Source organism: Campylobacter sp. IFREMER_LSEM_CL2127 (assembly GCF_025771745.1).
GTDB lineage: Bacteria > Campylobacterota > Campylobacteria > Campylobacterales > Campylobacteraceae > Campylobacter_D.
Genome location: NZ_JAKMQV010000002.1, coordinates 20,171 through 38,954 on the forward strand (window position 1 = coordinate 20,171; position 18,784 = coordinate 38,954).

Below are 18,784 nucleotides of genomic sequence, written 5' to 3' on the forward strand. Positions count from 1 at the left end.
GTGGGTTTTTTACCCACTTTATATTAAATTTCTTTTTTCTAATATATCTTGCAAAGGCATGATAGCAATTTTTAAAGCTTTTTCTTGTACCAAGGTTAATTCTGCTATATCTTCAAGCCAAGTTTTGTGCGCTAATATCCAAGCTGTAAGTTTGTTTTGTTTATCACTTTCGTTGTGTATAGGAGAAACATAAATTTTAGAAATAGTGCTTTCTAGATGAAATAAAGAAGGAGAGATAACTTCTCTTAAAAAAATATATTTTTGACTCTCTAGTGTTGTTTTAAGAGTATCTATTTGAGCATTTAATTCTTGAGGGGTATAACGGACTTTACTTTGATTATTAAGTGCCTTATGTAATCTTTTACATTCTTTAAAAAATTTATCACTTGCTTTGATGTGTTGTTTGATTTTCTTATAAGCTTGTAGCATAAGCTCGTTGCTATCTTTAAGTTTTGGTTTTTGCAATTTTGGAAAAGGCTTTTTGATTTCATTAGTAAGTAAATTTTCGCAAAGCTCTTTAAAAGGTTTTTCTATAGCTCCTTCTATCCTAGCTCCACCTTCTGTAGCATTATAAATTTTTGATTTTGTCTGTTTATGGAATAAATTTTCAAAAATTTGTTTAAAAATTAACCATACTTCAGAACTTTGTACACGACCTTTTCCGCCATATGCCAAGGTTTCGTATTTGCCATAGTCGCGCTTAAAATCATCTTTTAACTGTTCTTCGTATATAAAGCCATCACTATGTGTTTTCCCATCATTAGAATAAGCTAAATCTTGACCTATTAAAATAATGTTTTTATGTCCTAATAAAAGAGCTAGTTCATAATTTAAGTGCGCAACACTCATACCTCCACTAACATAGCCAAAATCATGTAATCCCAAAGAATAAGCAAAAGCATAAGCTCTAGAAACTAAAATATATTTTCTTTTATTTTTTTCTAAAAATTTTATACTATCTTGATGTACTAAAGATACAAAAATAAAAGTTATATCTTTATCAAAATCACCAAAATCATTATCTATGCATTTGGCTACCACATCATCTCTTTCAAGCATACAAACATAATCAGGTTTGATACCTGCTTTTGCTAAGATAGAATAAGCGCTATCTACACAGAAAATAGTTGCTTTGTTAGCATATTTTTTGAGCAATGGGAGTTGTTTTTTTAAAGAAGGTCCGGTAGCTACTAAAATAGCATTTTGACTTTTATTGCTTCTTTTTTGTTTTAACTCTTTAAAACTTGGATGTGTTAGCATTTTGGGTAAATTTAAAACAAATTGTTCTACTCCTTGCATAGCATCTATAGGATCATTTCCTTTTCGTAAGGCTATATTTTTAATTATTTTAGAATTTAAGGTGTTGATGTATTGAATTTCTTTTTTTTGATCTTCGTAAAAATGCGAATGAATGTGCAAATCATAAGTCCTTAAAAACAAACCCAATAAACTACAGATTAAATCTGTTTTAGCATAGTTTATTTCCTTGGTGTGAACGATAATTAACCTTCCTTCTAGAAGCTCTTTGGAAAAATCAATCATATTAAAGACTAAAAATATAAGTTCTATATCTTTTTCATAAACAATAATTCTTTCATGAGCTTTATTGGCTAATAAACTTTTGTAAAAAATTCCATTGCCTAGTCCATAAAAAAATAACACAGGATATCTCAGGTATTCTTTATTAAAAATTTCTATTTTTTCTTGCAATTCTTTCAAAGGATCTTTATATATATTTTTTAAATTTTTATAACATATATTGCAGTTTAAGGGATCTTTATCAAAAACATAAGTGTAATCTTTTGCTTCTTTAATTTTACTTAGTTTTCTTTTTAAGGTTTGAAATTCTCCCCCTTTTAAAGCTTTGATATTGTTTTTAAAAATCTCTGTTTTCATGAATTTTTATCCTTAGATATTTTATGATTATAAATCGTCTTTTTAAAGCAATACTTCATATTTCAATGCTATATAATTTTAAACAATAGGTCTTAAATTTTCTTGTATAACTTTGTTATATTCTTCTAAATACAAAACGATTTCTTCAAAAAAGTCAATTTGCTGAGCTAAGAAAAATTCTATATTTTTAACTTTCGTAACTTTGTGTTTTAAAACTTCACATTCATTTTGAAAACACCTAGCTTGTACAATATCTGAAAAAAAATCACTTTTTGGTAGTTTTAATCTCAGTTTTTCTAGTTTTTCTAAGTTTTTTTCTTTAATAGCTTTTTTGCACTCATTAATAAATATTTCGCATTGTTTTGTTTGTTTGATAAGTTTTTCTTTACATTGTTTGATTTTTTTTTGAGGATTTTTTGGTTTTGTTAAAGCGATATTTTTGTCAATTTTTTCTTTTAGCATTTCTTCGCAAAGCTCTTTAAAAGGTTTTTCTATGGTTCCTTCTATCCTAGCTCCGCCTTCTGTAGCATTGTATGTTTTTATATTTAGGATATTTTTTGCAAGAGCAATATCTTTTTCAAAACTTTTTAAAAACAAATACCAAGTAAGTTGTGTTTTTACTTTTCCATTGCCACCATAAGCAGTGATTTCCTTATAGACTACTTCCTTATCTCCTTGATCTCCATATAGGTGTTCTTTTGGGTGTGATTTGCCATCATCACTATAAGCTAGATCTTGTCCTATTAAAATGATATTTTCAAATCTTAAAGCTCCAGCAAGTTCATAAGCCATATTGGCAACACTCATAGCATTTCCTAAAAAGCCATACTCATTTAAACCAAGTTTGCTTTCAAAAAACAAAGGTCTTAAAACAAGCATATAGTTTCTATTATTTTTTTCTAAATACTCTATGGTTTTAGGATGAGTTAAAGAAGCAATGATAAATAATATATCTTTATCAAAATCTCCAAAATCATTATTAAAAAATTCACTTGTAAGATTTATTCTTTCTAGTGAAAAAACATAATCAGGCTTGATTCCTTCTTTTGCTAAAATCGCATAAGAGCTATCAGCACTAAAAATCACCGCATTTTCTTGGTACTTTTTTAAAAGAGGTAGTTGTTTGATTAAAGATGGACCCGTTGAAACTATTATAGCATTTTTTGCTTTTGCTTTTCTGTCTTTTATTAGGCTTTTAAAAGGGGTGTGGGCGATGATTTTTTCTAGGTTTATAACATTATGTTTTATTCCTATTAAAGCATCTTTTGGATCATTTCCTCGAGTGAGCATGAGTGTTTTGATTGTATTTAGCATAGTTTGCATTATATTTTGGGCGTTAGATGAGTAAAAATTGGTGTAAAATTCATTATAAAAGTGAAAATTAAAAATTTTTAATGTATGTTTGATATTTGGATAATTAAACAAAACTTTGATTTGGGCGGTGTTGATATTTGGTGTAAAAAATAAAATCAATTTTTCTTTTCTTAAAAATGCAGAAAAATCAAGCATATGAAAGGCTAAATATAAAATTTCTAATTCATCTTCAAAGATTATGATATGCTTTAAGTGTTGATTTTTTAAAAGTTCTAAGAAAAATTTCCCATCACCAAAGCCGTAAAAAAACAATACTGGATATAACTCAAATTTTTCAAAGTCAAAAGAATGGTTTTCGTCTAAAAATATTTGATTGCATGTGTCAAAAATTTTGTTTTCTATAAGTTGAAATCTTTGAATATCAGTTAATTTTCTTAATTCATAAGCTAATATTTGATCAACTTCAAAAAGAGCTTGAGTGTTTTTTAAAAATAATTCTTTATTCATATTTATCCTGTGAAATTTTAGTTTTATGGGATTTTGAAATTTGAATTTTTTGTATATATTTTTGCATATTCTTTTCTATTAAAATACTTTCAAATCTTGAAAAATTATTTTCTATAGTTTCTTTTAAAATTTTTATATGATTTTCAATAAGGATTAACCACTCTAAATGCTCTTTTATCCATAATAATTTTTTATTATAAACATCTTCTTGGGTTTTTGGATGTAAGACATAAATTTTTGCCAAATTTAATTCAAATTGCATAAATAGAGGCCAAATAATTTCTTGTATGACTAAAATTTTACTTATATGATCTTTGAAAGTATCAAATTGTTCTATGATTTTAGAAAAGTTATTCTCGTTGTCAATAAGTAAATGCACCTTATTGGCTAAAGATGAGCATTTGATGATTAACTCTTCACAAATTTTTCTAGCTTGATGTAGCTTGTAAAAAGATTTTAATAGTAATTCTATTTTTTTATTTTCTTTGTTAATTCCGTTTATTTTTGCAAAATTTTTAACTGATTCTTTTTTCAACAATTCTTCGCAAAGTTCTTTAAAAGGTTTTTCTATGGTTCCTTCTATCCTAGCCCCACCTTCTGTGGCATTGTATGTTGTAATTTGAAAGGTGTTTTTTGCAAAATTTATTTTTTTTTCTAATTCAACTCTAAACATATTCCATACTTCATGGGTTTTAATTTGTTCTTTTCCTCCATATGCTAGAGTATTTATATGAACTCTGCGATATGTATCGCAAGTGCTAGAATAATGGTAGTCTTTAGGATGAGAACTTCCATCTTTAGCATAGGCAAGATCTTGCCCTATAAAAATTATATTTTCGTATTCAAGAAGCACTGCTACAAAGTATGCCATATTTGCCACACTTGGACTATTTGAGAGTTTTCCAAAGTCTTTTAAGTTAAAATAATTATTAAAAGATAAATCCCTTTGCATAAGCATAAAATTTCTATGATTTTGTTTTAGATATTTTATGGTATTTGGATGAACAACACTAGATAGTATAAATAAAATATTTTTATCAAATTCTTTAAAATTATTATTGAAAAATTCGCTTGTTTTTTCTATTCTTTCTAATGAAAAAACATAATCAGGTTTAATGCCTTCTTTAGCTAGTATAGGGTATGAACCATCAGCGCAAAATATACCAGCGTAATTTGCGTATTGTTTTAAAAGTGGAAGTTGTTTGGTTAAAGAAGGGCCAGTTGAGACTATAATAGCATTTTTACATGCTTTTTTTCTTTTTAAAATTAACTCATTAAAGCTTAAATTTGAAATTAGATTGGGTAAATTGTGAAGATAATTTTTTATACCAATAAAAGCATCTGTTGAATCATTACCATAGTTTAATATGTTTTGCTTTATATGTTTTTGTATATTTTTATTGGTCTGTAAAATTTCATCATGATATTTTTCATAGTAGTCACAATGAATTTCTAAAAAATAAACTCTTAAAAACTGGAAAAAAGGACTCTTGCTACATAAAATTTGAAAATCAAACATATTTAATTCATTGATGTCTAGTATAATCAAAGTATCTTTATCCAGCTCTTTGCTAAAATCAACAAAATGAAAACTTAAATAGATAAATTCAAGCTCACATTCAAAAACTACAATTTTCTGATGATTTTGATTTTGCAAAAGAGCCTTGTATAAAATTCCATTGCCAAATCCAAAAAAATAAAGCACAGGATATAGAAAATACTTATCATTGTATAAATTTAATTTTTCATTTAAATGCACTAAAGAATTTTCATAAAGTTTGCTTTTTGTGATTTTGTCATTACTTATAAAATTGATATCTAAAGGGTCGGTTCCTATGCTTACTTTAAATTTATTTGGTTTTAAATTTTTTAGTTTATTTTTTAAAATTTCATTCTTCAGGGAGTTAAGGTTTTTTTTGAATAATTTTTTATCCATAATCTACTCCAAAAAATCTTCTTTTTTTAATGCTTGTCCAAATTCTATATCGCAACTTGCTTTTTTACCAAGTATGATAGGTAAAAATTCAGGATGTAAGCCTAGGTTTGGTCTTATGCTTTTTACATTATCTTGTGTAAAAATTTCACCTTTTTTTATATCTTTACTCGCATATAAGCTTCTTGCAAAATGACGATTTTTTAAGGTTTTATCATCTATTGTTAAGCTAGATTTACCTAGTGCTTGCTCGCTCAAGCGTACCATGGAGCACATTTGCTTAAATTCGTCAAAATCAAGACTAAATTTAGCATCAGCACTATTTAAGCTTTTATCTAATATAAAATGTTTTTCTATGACTTTTGCTCCAAGAGCTACTGCTAAAGTAGGTGCTAAAAAACCCTCACTATGATCGCTTAAGCCTACTATGGTTTTAAATTTTTCTTGTAAAGTTTTGATGGCGTTTAGATTTAAATCACAAATTTGTGAAGGATAAGCCGAAGTGCATTTAAGCAAAATTAGATTTGGGTTGTTTTCTTCTTGGAAAATTTTAATAACCATTTCAAGCTCTTCTTCATAAGCTATACCTGTAGAAACCAAAGTAGGTTTGTTTTCTTTTGCCACATAACGCACAAAATCATAATCATTTACTTCAAAAGAAGCGATTTTATAAGCTGGGGGATTAAATTGTTTTAAAAAATTCACATCTTCTTTAGAGAAAGGACTAGAAAAGCAGATTAGCCCTTCATTTTTAGCACATTCAAAAAGTTTTTCATGCCATTCATAAGGCGTTTTAGCTTCTTCGTATAATTCGTATAGTTTACGTCCATGCCACAAACCACCTTCGATAATAAAATCTTTTTTGTCAGAATTTAGCGTTAAGCTATCTGGGGTATAGGTTTGAATTTTTATAGCATCAGCCCCTGCTTTTTTAGCTGCTTGTATGGTTTTTAAGGCTACTTCAAGGCTGTTTGCATGGTTAGCTGAAAGCTCGGCAATGATAAAAACTTTTTCATCTAAATTAAAATTTTCTATAAACATTAAAAGCCTTTTAGCAAATCAAAATTATAGTATTTTATATTTTAATTATTAATTATGATTAAAGGTTTATTTAGTAAAATAAATTTATTATAAGTTTATTAAGGAAAAGCTATGACTAAAACACTTGAGTATTCGATTTATCATTTTTTTGAGCATATTTTAAAATTAAAAATTTCACAAAAAAGCGTGATTAGAGGCGAACTTTATGGGGCTTCTATACCTTTGTATTTTAAAGATGAGGAATATAGTTTTTATTTGTTTTTTCAAAAACAAGCTTTAAATGAAATTGCACAATTTTTATTACATGAAGAATTAAAAGAAGATGGATTGGCAGATTTAGTTAAAGAAGTGGCTAATCAAATCATAGGCTATGCTAAAAAGCTACTTAATGATACTAATGGAAAAGATGAGTATCGTTTAGGTGTTCCTGAGTATTTAGGGCGTATTGATGGATTTTCAAAAATTAAACTCAAAGAAAAATTTACTTATGAAGTAAAAAATGCTTCCTTTAGAATAGGTTATAAAAAAATATGATAGAAGATCATTTAGGATTATTACAATCTTATGAAGATATTTTAGACATTAGTGTTGATTTTGTTAGTGAGCTTGGCACGACTAATATGAGTGTGAGAGAACTCTTAAAGCTAGAAGTTGGTTCTGTGATAGATCTTGAAAAGCCAGCAGGTGAAAGTGTGGAGCTTTACTTGAATAAAAGAATTTTTGGAAAAGGTGAGGTAATGGTGTATGAAAAAAACCTTGCCATAAGAATTAATGAGATTTTAGATTCTAAATCAGTATTGCAGTATTTTAAAAAAGAATTGCAATGAAATTTATTTGGATTTTACTACTTGCTTTGCCTCTTTTTGGGGCAAAAATTCTTGATTATAATATCTATCCTAGAGAAGATAGGGTGGATATTACTTTTTCATTTGATATTCCTTATAAAGAAGGCATTAGTCAAAAGAGAAAAGGCGATATTATTATTTTTACACTAAATGCTCAAAGTGTTAAAGAAGAAGATAAGACATTAAATTCTAGCATTATTAAAAAAATAAAAATTTTTTCAGAAGGTAAAAAAACTTTTATAGCCTTAAGTGTTGGCGATAAGATACAAATTAATGCAGATACGATTGGTGAATATGGATTAAGACTACGCGCTCAAAAAGAAGGTATGAATTTAGCAACTAAAAATAGCTTAGAAGAAAAAAATGAGGAGATAAAAATGCAAGAGTATGATTTTACAAATTATATTTTAGTTGTAAGTGTTTTGATACTTTTGCTTGTTGGACTTTGGTTTTTAAAAATGTATTTAAGACAAAAACATCCTTTAGATAGAAATTTTACTTTGATTTTTCAAAGACCGCTTGATAGACATAACCAACTTGTAGTCTTTGAGTATGGCTTAAAACGCTATACTATGATCATAGGAAATTCTAATGTGGTATTAGAAACAAGTGAAGCTATGATGAAAAATGAGGAACAAAACAAAACATCCCAAAAACCAAAAGAAAAAGACTTTGATTCTTATTTTGAAGAAAATAAACAAAGATTGCAAAATTTACTTTTAAAACAAAATGCTTAATTAGATTGATTAAAAGCTAAAACAATAAGTTTTGGCTTTGAAATTTTTTTGATTTCTTCTCTTGAAAAATAAATTTGTTTTTTTGTTGAATAAATATATAAGGTATGATTTTTTAATGTAAAATCAAGATTTTCATCACTATCTTTAGCAAGTTTTTTTGCTAGTGCTAGAATAAAATTAAGCCAAGCTAATATATGGTTATTTGGTAATAATTCTTTAACATGTTCTATGGCAAGGGGGTTTATTTTTTTACCATTGGCTTTTAAAAGAGTTGCAATAAGCAAAATTTCTTTGTGTGAAAAGCCAAAGTTTAAGCCACTCATTGCCATATAGGCGCTATGTTCATTAGCAAAATAAAAATTAATTTTTTCACCTATATGGGCTAATTTAGCAGCGCTTAAAAGATCTTTTTTAAAATCTGAACTTATTTTGTGAATAGGTAAAAGCACATCAAATAATTTACTTGCAAAATAAGCACTTTTATCTTTATAATCAACACCAAAGCGATCTTGTAAGGATTTTAAACTTGGGTTGAAATTTGGCGGAAATTTGGCATTAAATTGCGAAAAGTCATTAGTGTCGTTTTTTATTTTGGCGTATTTTTGAAAAAGATTAGATAAAAACACGCCTTCTCTGACACCTACTGCTGAAGTGATGATATTTTTAGCTTTGAGTTTTTTAGCTAAGGCTAAAAATATGACACAACCTTCTTTTATAGTATCAAAACGATCTTTTTTGATATCAAAATCTGTTAAATTTTTTGCATTTTGAATTTTTTCTATATAATTTTTTTCTTTTTCAAAGCTATAGCTGAAATTATGGATTATTTTTAAAGGATAGGAATTTTTTTTCATTATAGAATTTGACAATGCTCTTAAGCTTCCACCTATAGCAATAATATTTTCACTTTGAAAATGTTTTGGAACTTGCATTAGAGCTTCTTGTATGAATTGATCTAGAGCATTTAATCTTTTAGTATCATAAAAAATTTCTTTTAATCTTACAGTTCCTAGATCAAGCGAAATACAATCTATAATTTTACCTTCTTTAATCAAACAAAGCTCGGTTGATCCTCCACCTATGTCTATGGTGGTGGCATTTTGAATATTTGATAGTAAATTTAACGCAGCAAGACCACCTAAAAATGATTCTGTTTTACCATTAATGCATTTTATATTTAAACCCACATTCTTTGATATTCTAGTAATAAATTCTTTTGCATTAGGCGCATCTCTTAGCGCAGAAGTTCCAACAGCAATAATTTTCCTGCATTTTTCTTTTACAGCTTTTTCTTTAAAATAAGCTAGTGCCTTCTCGGCCTTAAACATGGCTTCTTCTTGAAGGATTTTGTTGTTATTATAAGCATTTTCTCCAAGTCTTACTTTCTTTTTGTGTTCACTGCAAATAAAAAAACCATATCTTGAGGTTCTTTCAAAAACTACCATACGAACGGAGTTAGAGCCAAGATCAATTACTGCTGTTTTTTTAGCCATTAAATATCTTTATTTTTATGTTTTAAGCGAAGCTCATCAATACTTTCTACATTATCAGGATCAGGTATGATACAATCTACTGGACAGGCCACTATACAGGCTGGTTCTGAAAATTCATTCACACATTCAGTACATAAATCAGGATCTATGACATAGATTGGATCATTATCATAAATTGCTTCATCTGGGCATTCTTCTCTGCATGCATCACAGGATATACATTCTCTAGTGATTAAAAGTGACATACTTTTCCTTTTATTGATAATAAAGCAAACTTATACTATATAAAAACTTATAGCTAATTTAAAAAGAGATAAAAATATTTAATTTTTAGAATGATCAAATCATTCTAAAAATTTTTTAGTTAGTTTTTTTAGGAAAACAAAAGCGATATCCTCTGCGGCGCACAGTTTCTATAGTGGAAATATTAAGAGGTTTATCCATTTTTTGTCTTATTTGATTGATTGCAACTTCTATAACATTTGGAGTTACAAGTTCAGGTTCTTCCCAAATAGCATCTAAAAGTTGTTCTTTTGATACGATTTGATCAGAGTGTCTAGCAAGGTGAGTTAAAACTTCAAAAGGCTTTCCTTTTAACTCTATGTCTTTTCCTTGATAAGTGATTTTTTCTTCATCAGGATCAATCACTAAATCATCAATCTTAATCACATTTGTCCCGCCAAATCTAAGTCTAGCTTCGATTCTTGCCATTAAAATTTCAAAATCCAAAGGTTTTTTTATATAATCATCTGCTCCAGCTTTTAAAGCTTTAATTTCATTTTCTTTATCTGCTTTTGTACACATTGTTACTATAGCAGTTCTTGGAGATTTTTGTTTGATAGCATTGATCAAATCGCTTGCATCATTATTGCCTATAGTCCAATTTGATAATACTAAATCATAATGTCTAATACCTATAAAATACTCAGCGTCTTTAAAATTTTCTGAAGTGTCGCTTTGATAGCCAAACTCATTTAAAGTGTTTGATAAAGTTTTATTAAGCGATGCTTCATCTTCTACAACTAAAATACGCATTTTATTCCTTTGAAGATAGTTTTAGTGCAAAAGTATAACACAAATTAAGCAAATGTTCAAAATTCTTTAAAAAATTTTTAATATTTTTTGCTTAAACTAGCTCCAACGCACGCATTTTTGATGATATCGGGCTTATAACAAGTAATATTTATAAATTGAAGTTTTTTATGATGTTTTTTAATATCTTTGCATATATATTTTAAAGATTTTTCTATAGTCTTAAATTTTTTCTTTTTATAGATTTTTTCTATTCTAGTGCATAATTTTGCATAATCTAAAAATTTCTTACTTTTAGCTTCTAATTCTATTAGGACTTTTTGCTCTTGAATTCTTTCAAAATCCAAAAGCCCTATAATGCATTTAAATTCTAAGCTAACTTTTATATGACTTTGCATTCTTGTTTTCCAATAAGCCTTAAAATATTTGGTACGTGTTTATAAACTACTATAAAGGCGATGATAAATACTGGCGCATGGGTATTAATCACAGGCATATCATAATGAAATATAAAAGAAGTTACAATTAAAACAATTAAAGCTCCAAGTGAGGCTAAGCTTGAAATTTTAAATACCTTACCTATAATAAACCAAGCCAAAAGTGCACATATAATCTCAAAAGGTAAAAATACTGCTAAAACCCCAGCTCCAGTAGCTACTCCTTTGCCACCTTCAAATTTTAAATAAGGAGAAAAACAATGGCCAAATACTGCTAAAACCGCCATAGTCCATAAGATATTTTCATCATAGCCTAAAATTTTTGCTACTAATATAGGTACAATTCCTTTAAGTGCATCTAAGACAATTGTTGCAACAGCAAGTGTTTTGGCAAGCTTAGGATCACTTTCTTTTACTACTCTTAAAACATTGGTAGCACCTATGCTTTTACTGCCTGCATTTTTGATATTTGTTTTGGCAAAAATTTGAGCTAGTAAAAGACCAAAAGGTATAGCACCTATAAGATAAGCTAAAAGATAAATTATTAAATTTTCCATTTACTTTCTATCCTAATTCTATAAAGATTTATAATAATGATAGCAAAAAACTCTGAAATAAATATTTAAGAGATATTTTATCCTATAATAATTTTTATTTTTAAATAGAAATTTTTTATTTTATTTAAAGAAAATTATAGATATATTTTCAATAAGTTTATTTTAAATAGGCTTTATTTTATCTTATTTAGGAGTGAATAATGAAAAAAATTTCATTATTAGTTGCATCATCATTATTAGTTGCATCAACTGCTTTTGCTAACGATAAAGCTTTGCTTGATGAAGCAAAAGCAGCAGGTTTAGCACCTTTGCCAAAGGATCAAGCAGGCGTTGAAAAACTATTAAAAGAAATGGGCGTTAAAGCTAGCAAGTTTTCTAAAGAAAAAGCTAATCTTGGTAAAAAGCTGTATTTTGAACCAAGACTTTCTAAAAGTGGTTTGATTTCTTGTAATACCTGTCACAACTTAGGTATGGGTGGTGCTGATGGTATAGCAGCAGCTGTAGGACACAAATGGACTGCTAATCCTCATCATTTAAATTCGCCAACAGTTTATAACTCTGTTTTAAATTCAACTCAATTTTGGGATGGTAGAGCAGGTACTTTAGCAGATCAAGCAAAAGGACCAATTGAGGCAGAGCCTGAAATGGCAACTCCTGCTAAATTAGCAGTAGAAAAAATTTCTTCTATGCCAGAATATGTTAAAGAATTTAAAAAAATATATGGTAATGATGGGGTAACTTTTGATAATATAGCAGATGCTATTGCTACATTTGAAAGAACACTTCTAACTCCATCTAAATTTGATAAATTCTTAGAAGGTGATACAAAAGCTTTAAGCAAAAAAGAAAAAGAAGGTTTAAAAACTTTCATCGATAAAGGCTGTACAGCTTGTCATACAGGAGTAAATTTAGGTGGTAGCATGCAAGCTTTCCAAGTGGCAGCTAAATATAAATTTGCAAATGTAGGTGATTTTAAAGGTGATGCAAATGGTTTAGTTAAAACTCCAACTTTAAGAAATATTGCCGAAACAGCTCCATACTTCCATAATGGCGCTATTTGGTCTTTACAAGATGCGATTAAAGAAATGGGTAGTGTGCAACTTGGCATAGAAATTTCTGACAAAGAAGCAGCTTCTATAGAAACTTTCTTACATGCTCTAACAGGTAAAAAACCAAGCATTACTTATCCTCAACTTCCAAAAGCTACTGAAAAAACTCCAAAACCAGAGCTTTAATTAAAATTTTCCCTAAAGATATTTCTTTGGGGAAATAATATTTTACAGTTTAAATGTATTTAACTTTTTCTTTATTATTTTGTAAATTATTATTTGATTGTATTTGCAATGTAATTATTGATTTATAATGTTTTTTTGTGTATAATTTTAAATAATTATTAATTTAACTTAAGGATTTGTTTATGAAAAATAAATTTCTGTTTAGCATTATTCCAGCAACAGTAGTTTTGTTTAGCGCGTGTACTAATCATCCAAAGGTGAATAATGAGTTGGAGCAAAAATTGGTACAGAAAAATTGTTCTAATGAGTTTTTTACTCAAGAAATGAGTAAGGTAGATAAAAAAGATGATCCAGTATATGTAGGATTAAATGCAGGTTTGATCGCAAAAAATTGTGGTAATTTTAATCTTAGTAATGAATTTTTTGATAAGGTTGAGGAATCTTATCAAGTTGATGTAGATTTAAGAAGTGGTACTCAAAAAGTTGCTAAAACAGCCGCAACTACATTAATAAATGATTCTATACTGGATTATGATGGTTCTTTATACGAAAGAATTATGGTTAATGTATATAAGGGCTTAAATTTCATGAGTGAAGGTGATTATAATAATGCAAGAGTGGAGTTTAAAAGAGCTTTATTACGTCAAGATAGAGCAAAAGATTATTTTAAAGCTCAAATTGCTAAAAATAAAGCAGAATTAGAAAAAGCAAAAAAAGAAGATCCAAATTTTAATAAAAATTTTAGTGAATCAGCAAAACAAATAAACGCTCAGTATGATGCTTTGTTTGAAGAATTTTCAACAAGTGAAAATTTTACCAATCCTTATGCAACTTATCTAGCTTCGATTTTTTATTATATGAGTAAAGATTATACTTTAGCTAAAGACTTATTTAAAGAGATAAAAATTTTAAATCCAAAAAATAGTGAAATTAATAAAGAATGGAAGGTAATTAGCAGTGCCAATCAAAAAGACAATAATATTTTTGTTGTGTATGAAAATGGTTTTGGTGTGGTAAAGGATGAGTTTAAATTAACTCTGCCTTTGATCTTAAATGACACTCTTACGACAACTTCTATTGCTCTACCTAAGCTAAAAAAAAGAAGTCAGTCTTTTGAGTATTTAAGTGCAAATGATACTAATACTACAAAATTGGTTGATTTGGATAATGTTGTAGCAAGCGAGTTTAAGTTCGAGCAACCATCAATAGTTACAAAAGCAATAGTTTCAACTATTTTAAAAACCACTATTAATGCAGCAGTAGCTAATAATGACTCAACAGGAGGTTTTTTAAGCCTTGCTAGTGGTGTTATGAGTGCAACAACAACTCAAGCAGATGTTAGATCTTGGAGAGGATTACCACAAAATATTGGTGTTGTTATGGTAAAAAATACAGGTAAAATTACGATTAAAACTCCAAACAATGATGTGTTGTTTGAAAAGCAAGTTAATCCAAACAAAAATGTATTGGTTGTAGTGCGTTCTTTTGCACCTAATATTGCTCCAAGTATAAATATTATAGAAAAATGAAAAAGATAATTTTTTCATTGTTATTAAATTGTATGTTATTGGTTTCACAAGATACTCTTGATGTAAACTTTAAACATACAAATGTAAAAAGTGTAAAAGAAAGAATAAATAATGCAGGATTATTAGAAGTGCAGATTATTTTTTATAGTTCTGTTGATAAAAAACTTTCTTATAAAATAGAATGGTTTGATAAAGATGGATTTGTTGTAAAAAATACTATTGATAGAAACTATAAAAATATAAGATTATTAGCTAAACAAGAGTATATTATACAAAATATAGCTAGTAATAAGGAAGCAAAAAAATATAAAATATATATTAAATAAAAAAGGATAAATAATGAAAAAAATTAAAATTTTAACAAGCGTGGCAGTTATAGGTGTTTTGTTTAGTGCGTGTATGCAACAACCTACTTATGTAGATGGAACCGCAGCAAAGGTAAAACAAGGTGATTCTTTAAGCATGGCTTTAACTGGAGAGGATTTTGACAATACTGCTAAAGAAATGCTAAATAGTTTATTTAATTCAGGATATGTTGTAAATAAAATAGGAAATTCAGGTAAAGCTATTGTGGCGGTTTATGATGTGGTAAATAATACAGCTTTAAGAATAGATACTAGAAATTTGACTGATTTAATGGTGGAAGAACTTATAAATTCAGGTAAATTTGCAGCTTCAGCTACTCAGGGTAATGATAGTGCTACTCAAAACAATATAGATGATGTTATGAGCGATAGGGATGATGATAGATATGACAAGTCTACAGTATCTAAAGATTATACGCAAATTAGTGCTTCGCTTACCTTGCAAGGGCGAATTGATCAAAAAAATGTAAAACTAAGTAATGGAAAAACTCAAGTTGAGTATTTTTTTGTGATGAAATTAGCAGAAAAAGTTAGTGGCTTAGTGGTATGGCAAAAAACTAATAGGATTAATAAATTAGGATCTAGCAAAACTGTAAGCTGGTGATATAAAACAACAAGGAAAGATATTATGAAAAAAAGATTTATTATTGGATCATTGTTAGTAGTAAGTTTTTTGTATGCTCAGTCTACTCCACAAGTTGAAATTACTCAAGAGGATGTTAAAGTTCAAAATGAAATGAATATTCCAGTAGAAAACAAAGAAAATAAAAATAAGACAGTTCAAGATTATTTTGATGAATACGAAAGCAACCAAGGTATAACTTATGGTCAAACTGAAAATGGTAGAACATTCTATACAGGCGATTCTATAGTTATCGATGATCCAAATTTTGCTAAGGCAGTAAATTTAGCTTACAGAAGAGCTATGCAATCTATTCAAGCAAATTTTATTAGAGATGCGTTTGGAAGAATAGCAAATCAAAAAATATCTAATTACTACGAAGATAGCTCATCTAATGCTAGAGAATTTGAAGAGCTTCCAAAAGGAGGCGCTTTATCCCAAATTATGGATAAAGTTATTCAATTGACAGGTGCAAAATTAGATAAGGCTTTACAAGATTTAGGTGTGAATGTTCAAGGGTTAACAGAAGAGAGAAAAAAAGAAATTTTTAGAGATGAGTTTATAAGCAAGACTATAACAAGTGCTTTTGGATCTATGAGTGGACTTGTTCCTGTGCAGACTTTTGTAACAAAAACAGATGATGGTGGAGCTTATCAAGTCGGTGTTATTGCAGTAGTTTCTGATAAAACTCGAATGTTTGCAGATGATATACAAAAAAATCGTACTCCTAGTATAAAAGGAAAAGGATATCCTGTTAAAGAATTCTTGCCAAAAAATATTCAAGGTTATATCAATGAATATGGAATTCGTATGGTCTATAATGAAAATGGAGAGCCTTTGATTATTAGTTATGGAAATTGGGGTTATAATAAAACATCTAATGATAGTAATATTGTAAATCGTATTAAAAGAAATGCTCAAGAAAGTGCTATAGCTGAAGCAGATGTAGCTATTAGAGAATTTGTTAATACTCAGGTTAGCTTAAGAGATGAAAGACAAACGGGAGATTCTATAAAGCAGATTTTAAAACAAACTATTAAAACTAGTGATGGCTCTGAGCAAATTACAGAAGATGTTATAAAAGATATAGTGGATAAAACTGTAAAAATGGCAACTACTTCCACTAATGGTAATTTAAGGGGTATAAGAACTATAAAAAGATGGTCATATACTGATGAAAGTGGCAATAATTACGTTGGAGCTGTACGTGTATATTCTTATGCAAATTATGTAAACACAACTAATGCTGTATCTCCTATAAAATCAAAACAAGATGTCAATACAGAAGTTATTAAAAAACCTTCTAATATTGAAGATAGAAAATCTAGAATTGTAAATACTTTGGATGATTTTTAAGGAAAAAAATGAATATTCTAAAATCAGTCATTCTTATATTATTTTTGTTTTTAAATCTTGAAGCTAAAGTGGTAACTTCTGTGAATACAAAATCAAGCACGGGAGAAGGTAGTGGTCTTACAAGGGAAGAGGCTATTAATAATGCATTAATAGAGGCGATTGGTAAAATAAATGGTGTTAATATAAACTCCTTAAAGCAAACTTTTGTTGCTTCTTACTCTGATAACCAGAATACAAATATTGTTGATATGTATAAAGAAAAAATTATTAAAGCAACTAAAGGAGAGGTTGATAGTTATGATGTAAATAATGTTATAAAAGATGAGAATGGAAATTATATTGCGGAAGTAACTGTATATAAAACTTCAGTTAAAAAATACTATGATATTCCAGGTTATAAGCCAGATAGTAGAAGAAGCATAACTGTATTTAATTCCTCTTCACAAAATAAACAACTTGGTGATGTTTTGCAACAAAAAATTATCACAAATCTTCTTCAAAGTAGAAAATTTAATGTTTTGGATAGAGATTCTAAAGGTTATTATGAAATGGAGAAAGCATTAATAACTTCTGATCCCGATGTTCAAAAAGATGAAATTTACAAGCTTAAGAATGTTTTAGCTACTGATTATATTTTGTTATTTCATGTAGGTGGAGTAGATCTTAAAACCAAAGGAAATAAAAATAAAATAGATGTTGTGGTGGATTATCGCGTGCTTTTATTTGCCACCAGACAAATTAAATTTTCAAATACTTTAACCATGTCAGCCTTTGTTAAAGGTGATTCTTTAGTAGCTAGTGAAAAGCTAAGTGAAAAAATTGCAAAGAAAATTTCAGATGATATTTTAAATGCTATTTATCCTTTAAAAGTTGCACAAGTTAGTAATAATGAAGTAGTCTTCTCGCAAACTTTGAGTAATGATGAAATCTATGAGTGTTATTCTTTGGGTGAAGTGATAAAGGATGCTTATACTAAAGAAAATACAGCAAGAATAGAAACAAAAAGTGGAAAGGTTCAAATTATCCGCTCAACACCAAAACTATCATATGCTAAAATTCTTGAAGGAAGTGTTAAAAAAGATGATATTTGTAGACCTTTAGATGATAGCGGTGTTGGAATGGAAAAACAACATAGTGTAAATCCAAATGGTACAGTAAATTTAGGTTGGTAATTAACCTAAATTTAAAATTATTTTGAGTATAATCTCAAGTTTAACCACTAAAGCTTTTTAAATTTATGTTTTATACATAATGCTTTATGGTGCTACCAAAATATTTTAAGAAAGGATAGCTGTATGTATGCTATTATAAAACACAGTGGAAAACAATACAGAGTAAGCCAAGGTGATGAGCTTAAACTAGATCGTTTTGAAGCTGAAGCAAAATCAAGCGTAGAAGTAAGTGAAGTTCTTGCTGTATGCGATAAAGAATTAAAGGTAGGTGCGCCGTTTGTTGCGGGTGCAAAAGTTGTTTTAGAAGTGATTGCTCATGGAAAAGACAAAAAAGTTGTGATTTATAAAAAAAGACGTAGAAAAGACTCAAAATTAAAACGCGGTTTTAGAAGACAATTTACTCGCGTTAGAGTAGTAGATATTAAAGCTTAAGGAGTAAAGAATGGCACACAAGAAAGGTCAAGGTTCAACTCAGAATAATCGTGATTCTATAGGTCGTCGTCTAGGTGTTAAAAAATTTGGTGGAGAATTTGTTCGCGCTGGCAACATCATCATTCGCCAAAGAGGAACAGCAACTCATGCAGGTAATAATGTAGGCATGGGAAAAGACCATACAATTTTTGCTTTAATTGATGGTTTTGTAAAATTTGAAAGAAAAGATAAAAATAGAAAAAAAGTTTCTGTTTATCCTGCATAATTTAAAGGCTACTTTG

20 protein-coding genes are annotated in these 18,784 nt (G+C 28.5%); 11 read left to right on the forward strand and 9 right to left on the reverse strand.

Features of this window, described 5'->3' with window-relative positions; genetic code table 11:
- Window positions 1-18 precede the first annotated feature (18 nt).
- The 4 genes from L8V77_RS01780 to pseI all read right to left on the reverse strand — a co-directional run bounded on the left by L8V77_RS01780 (window position 19) and on the right by pseI (window position 6,691).
- On the reverse strand, window positions 19-1,896 hold the full coding sequence (locus tag L8V77_RS01780) for a motility associated factor glycosyltransferase family protein (protein WP_263706416.1): 1,878 nt from the start codon (window positions 1,894-1,896) through the stop codon (window positions 19-21).
- A 78-nt stretch (window positions 1,897-1,974) separates the two neighbouring features.
- On the reverse strand, window positions 1,975-3,717 hold the full coding sequence (locus L8V77_RS01785) for a motility associated factor glycosyltransferase family protein (protein WP_263706418.1): 1,743 nt from the start codon (window positions 3,715-3,717) through the stop codon (window positions 1,975-1,977).
- The gene (locus tag L8V77_RS01790) at window positions 3,710-5,653 is read right to left on the reverse strand and encodes a motility associated factor glycosyltransferase family protein (protein WP_263706419.1); all 1,944 of its coding nucleotides are present in this window, start codon (window positions 5,651-5,653) and stop codon (window positions 3,710-3,712) included. The genes L8V77_RS01785 and L8V77_RS01790 overlap by 8 nt, the downstream gene beginning before the upstream one ends.
- A gap of 3 nt (window positions 5,654-5,656) precedes the next feature.
- Complete coding sequence (gene pseI, locus L8V77_RS01795) at window positions 5,657-6,691, reverse strand: pseudaminic acid synthase (protein WP_263706421.1); 1,035 nt, start codon at window positions 6,689-6,691, stop codon at window positions 5,657-5,659.
- A gap of 111 nt (window positions 6,692-6,802) precedes the next feature.
- Here pseI and L8V77_RS01800 point away from each other — a divergent pair, with 111 nt between their 5' ends.
- Genes L8V77_RS01800 through L8V77_RS01810 form a run of 3 tightly spaced genes read left to right on the forward strand, consistent with a single transcriptional unit; the run spans window position 6,803 to window position 8,273 of the window.
- Window positions 6,803-7,225 (forward strand): hypothetical protein, encoded by a 423-nt coding sequence (locus tag L8V77_RS01800; protein ID WP_012660918.1) that lies wholly within the window; start codon window positions 6,803-6,805, stop codon window positions 7,223-7,225.
- The gene (gene fliN / locus L8V77_RS01805; RefSeq protein WP_012660919.1) at window positions 7,222-7,518 is read left to right on the forward strand and encodes a flagellar motor switch protein FliN; all 297 of its coding nucleotides are present in this window, start codon (window positions 7,222-7,224) and stop codon (window positions 7,516-7,518) included. The genes L8V77_RS01800 and fliN overlap by 4 nt, the downstream gene beginning before the upstream one ends.
- Window positions 7,515-8,273 carry a hypothetical protein gene (locus tag L8V77_RS01810; RefSeq protein WP_263706422.1) on the forward strand — a complete coding sequence of 253 codons (759 nt, stop codon included), beginning with the start codon at window positions 7,515-7,517 and terminating at the stop codon, window positions 8,271-8,273. Before fliN ends, L8V77_RS01810 begins: the two co-directional genes overlap by 4 nt.
- Here L8V77_RS01810 and L8V77_RS01815 read toward each other — a convergent pair.
- From L8V77_RS01815 to plsY, 5 genes are all read right to left on the reverse strand, one after another.
- The gene (locus tag L8V77_RS01815) at window positions 8,270-9,766 is read right to left on the reverse strand and encodes a Ppx/GppA phosphatase family protein (RefSeq protein ID WP_263706423.1); all 1,497 of its coding nucleotides are present in this window, start codon (window positions 9,764-9,766) and stop codon (window positions 8,270-8,272) included. The genes L8V77_RS01810 and L8V77_RS01815 overlap by 4 nt on opposite strands.
- Window positions 9,766-10,011, reverse strand: coding sequence for a YfhL family 4Fe-4S dicluster ferredoxin (locus tag L8V77_RS01820; protein ID WP_012660922.1), 246 nt, complete (start codon window positions 10,009-10,011; stop codon window positions 9,766-9,768). The genes L8V77_RS01815 and L8V77_RS01820 overlap by 1 nt, the downstream gene beginning before the upstream one ends.
- 115 nt (window positions 10,012-10,126) lie before the next feature.
- On the reverse strand, window positions 10,127-10,801 hold the full coding sequence (gene hsrA, locus L8V77_RS01825) for a homeostatic response regulator transcription factor HsrA (protein ID WP_039667907.1): 675 nt from the start codon (window positions 10,799-10,801) through the stop codon (window positions 10,127-10,129).
- Window positions 10,802-10,878: 77 nt separating this feature from the next.
- Window positions 10,879-11,196 (reverse strand): dihydroneopterin aldolase, encoded by a 318-nt coding sequence (locus L8V77_RS01830; RefSeq protein ID WP_173787072.1) that lies wholly within the window; start codon window positions 11,194-11,196, stop codon window positions 10,879-10,881.
- A complete protein-coding gene (gene plsY / locus L8V77_RS01835; protein WP_263706424.1) occupies window positions 11,181-11,792 on the reverse strand; it encodes a glycerol-3-phosphate 1-O-acyltransferase PlsY in 612 nt (203 codons plus the stop codon). Before plsY ends, L8V77_RS01830 begins: the two co-directional genes overlap by 16 nt.
- A 200-nt stretch (window positions 11,793-11,992) precedes the next feature.
- Between plsY and L8V77_RS01840 the strand changes: the two genes are divergently transcribed.
- The 8 genes from L8V77_RS01840 (at window position 11,993) to rpmA (ending at window position 18,768) form a co-directional block, all read left to right on the forward strand.
- Window positions 11,993-13,027: a cytochrome-c peroxidase gene (locus L8V77_RS01840; protein WP_173787074.1), complete on the forward strand. Its 1,035-nt coding sequence runs from the start codon at window positions 11,993-11,995 to the stop codon at window positions 13,025-13,027.
- A gap of 182 nt (window positions 13,028-13,209) precedes the next feature.
- Window positions 13,210-14,556 (forward strand): COG3014 family protein, encoded by a 1,347-nt coding sequence (locus tag L8V77_RS01845; RefSeq protein WP_263706425.1) that lies wholly within the window; start codon window positions 13,210-13,212, stop codon window positions 14,554-14,556.
- Window positions 14,553-14,882 carry a YcfL family protein gene (locus L8V77_RS01850; RefSeq protein ID WP_263706426.1) on the forward strand — a complete coding sequence of 110 codons (330 nt, stop codon included), beginning with the start codon at window positions 14,553-14,555 and terminating at the stop codon, window positions 14,880-14,882. Before L8V77_RS01845 ends, L8V77_RS01850 begins: the two co-directional genes overlap by 4 nt.
- 13 nt (window positions 14,883-14,895) lie before the next feature.
- A complete protein-coding gene (gene lpoB / locus L8V77_RS01855) occupies window positions 14,896-15,525 on the forward strand; it encodes a penicillin-binding protein activator LpoB (RefSeq protein ID WP_263706428.1) in 630 nt (209 codons plus the stop codon).
- Window positions 15,526-15,549: 24 nt separating this feature from the next.
- A complete protein-coding gene (locus tag L8V77_RS01860) occupies window positions 15,550-16,899 on the forward strand; it encodes a DUF6844 domain-containing protein (protein WP_263706430.1) in 1,350 nt (449 codons plus the stop codon).
- 8 nt (window positions 16,900-16,907) lie between these two features.
- Entirely contained in the window at window positions 16,908-18,071 is a 1,164-nt protein-coding gene (locus tag L8V77_RS01865) for an LPP20 family lipoprotein (RefSeq protein ID WP_263706431.1), read from the forward strand.
- Window positions 18,072-18,194: 123 nt separating this feature from the next.
- On the forward strand, window positions 18,195-18,503 hold the full coding sequence (rplU, locus tag L8V77_RS01870; protein ID WP_039617324.1) for a 50S ribosomal protein L21: 309 nt from the start codon (window positions 18,195-18,197) through the stop codon (window positions 18,501-18,503).
- 10 nt (window positions 18,504-18,513) lie between these two features.
- On the forward strand, window positions 18,514-18,768 hold the full coding sequence (gene rpmA, locus L8V77_RS01875) for a 50S ribosomal protein L27 (protein WP_002862355.1): 255 nt from the start codon (window positions 18,514-18,516) through the stop codon (window positions 18,766-18,768).
- The last annotated feature ends 16 nt before the right edge of the window (window positions 18,769-18,784 follow it).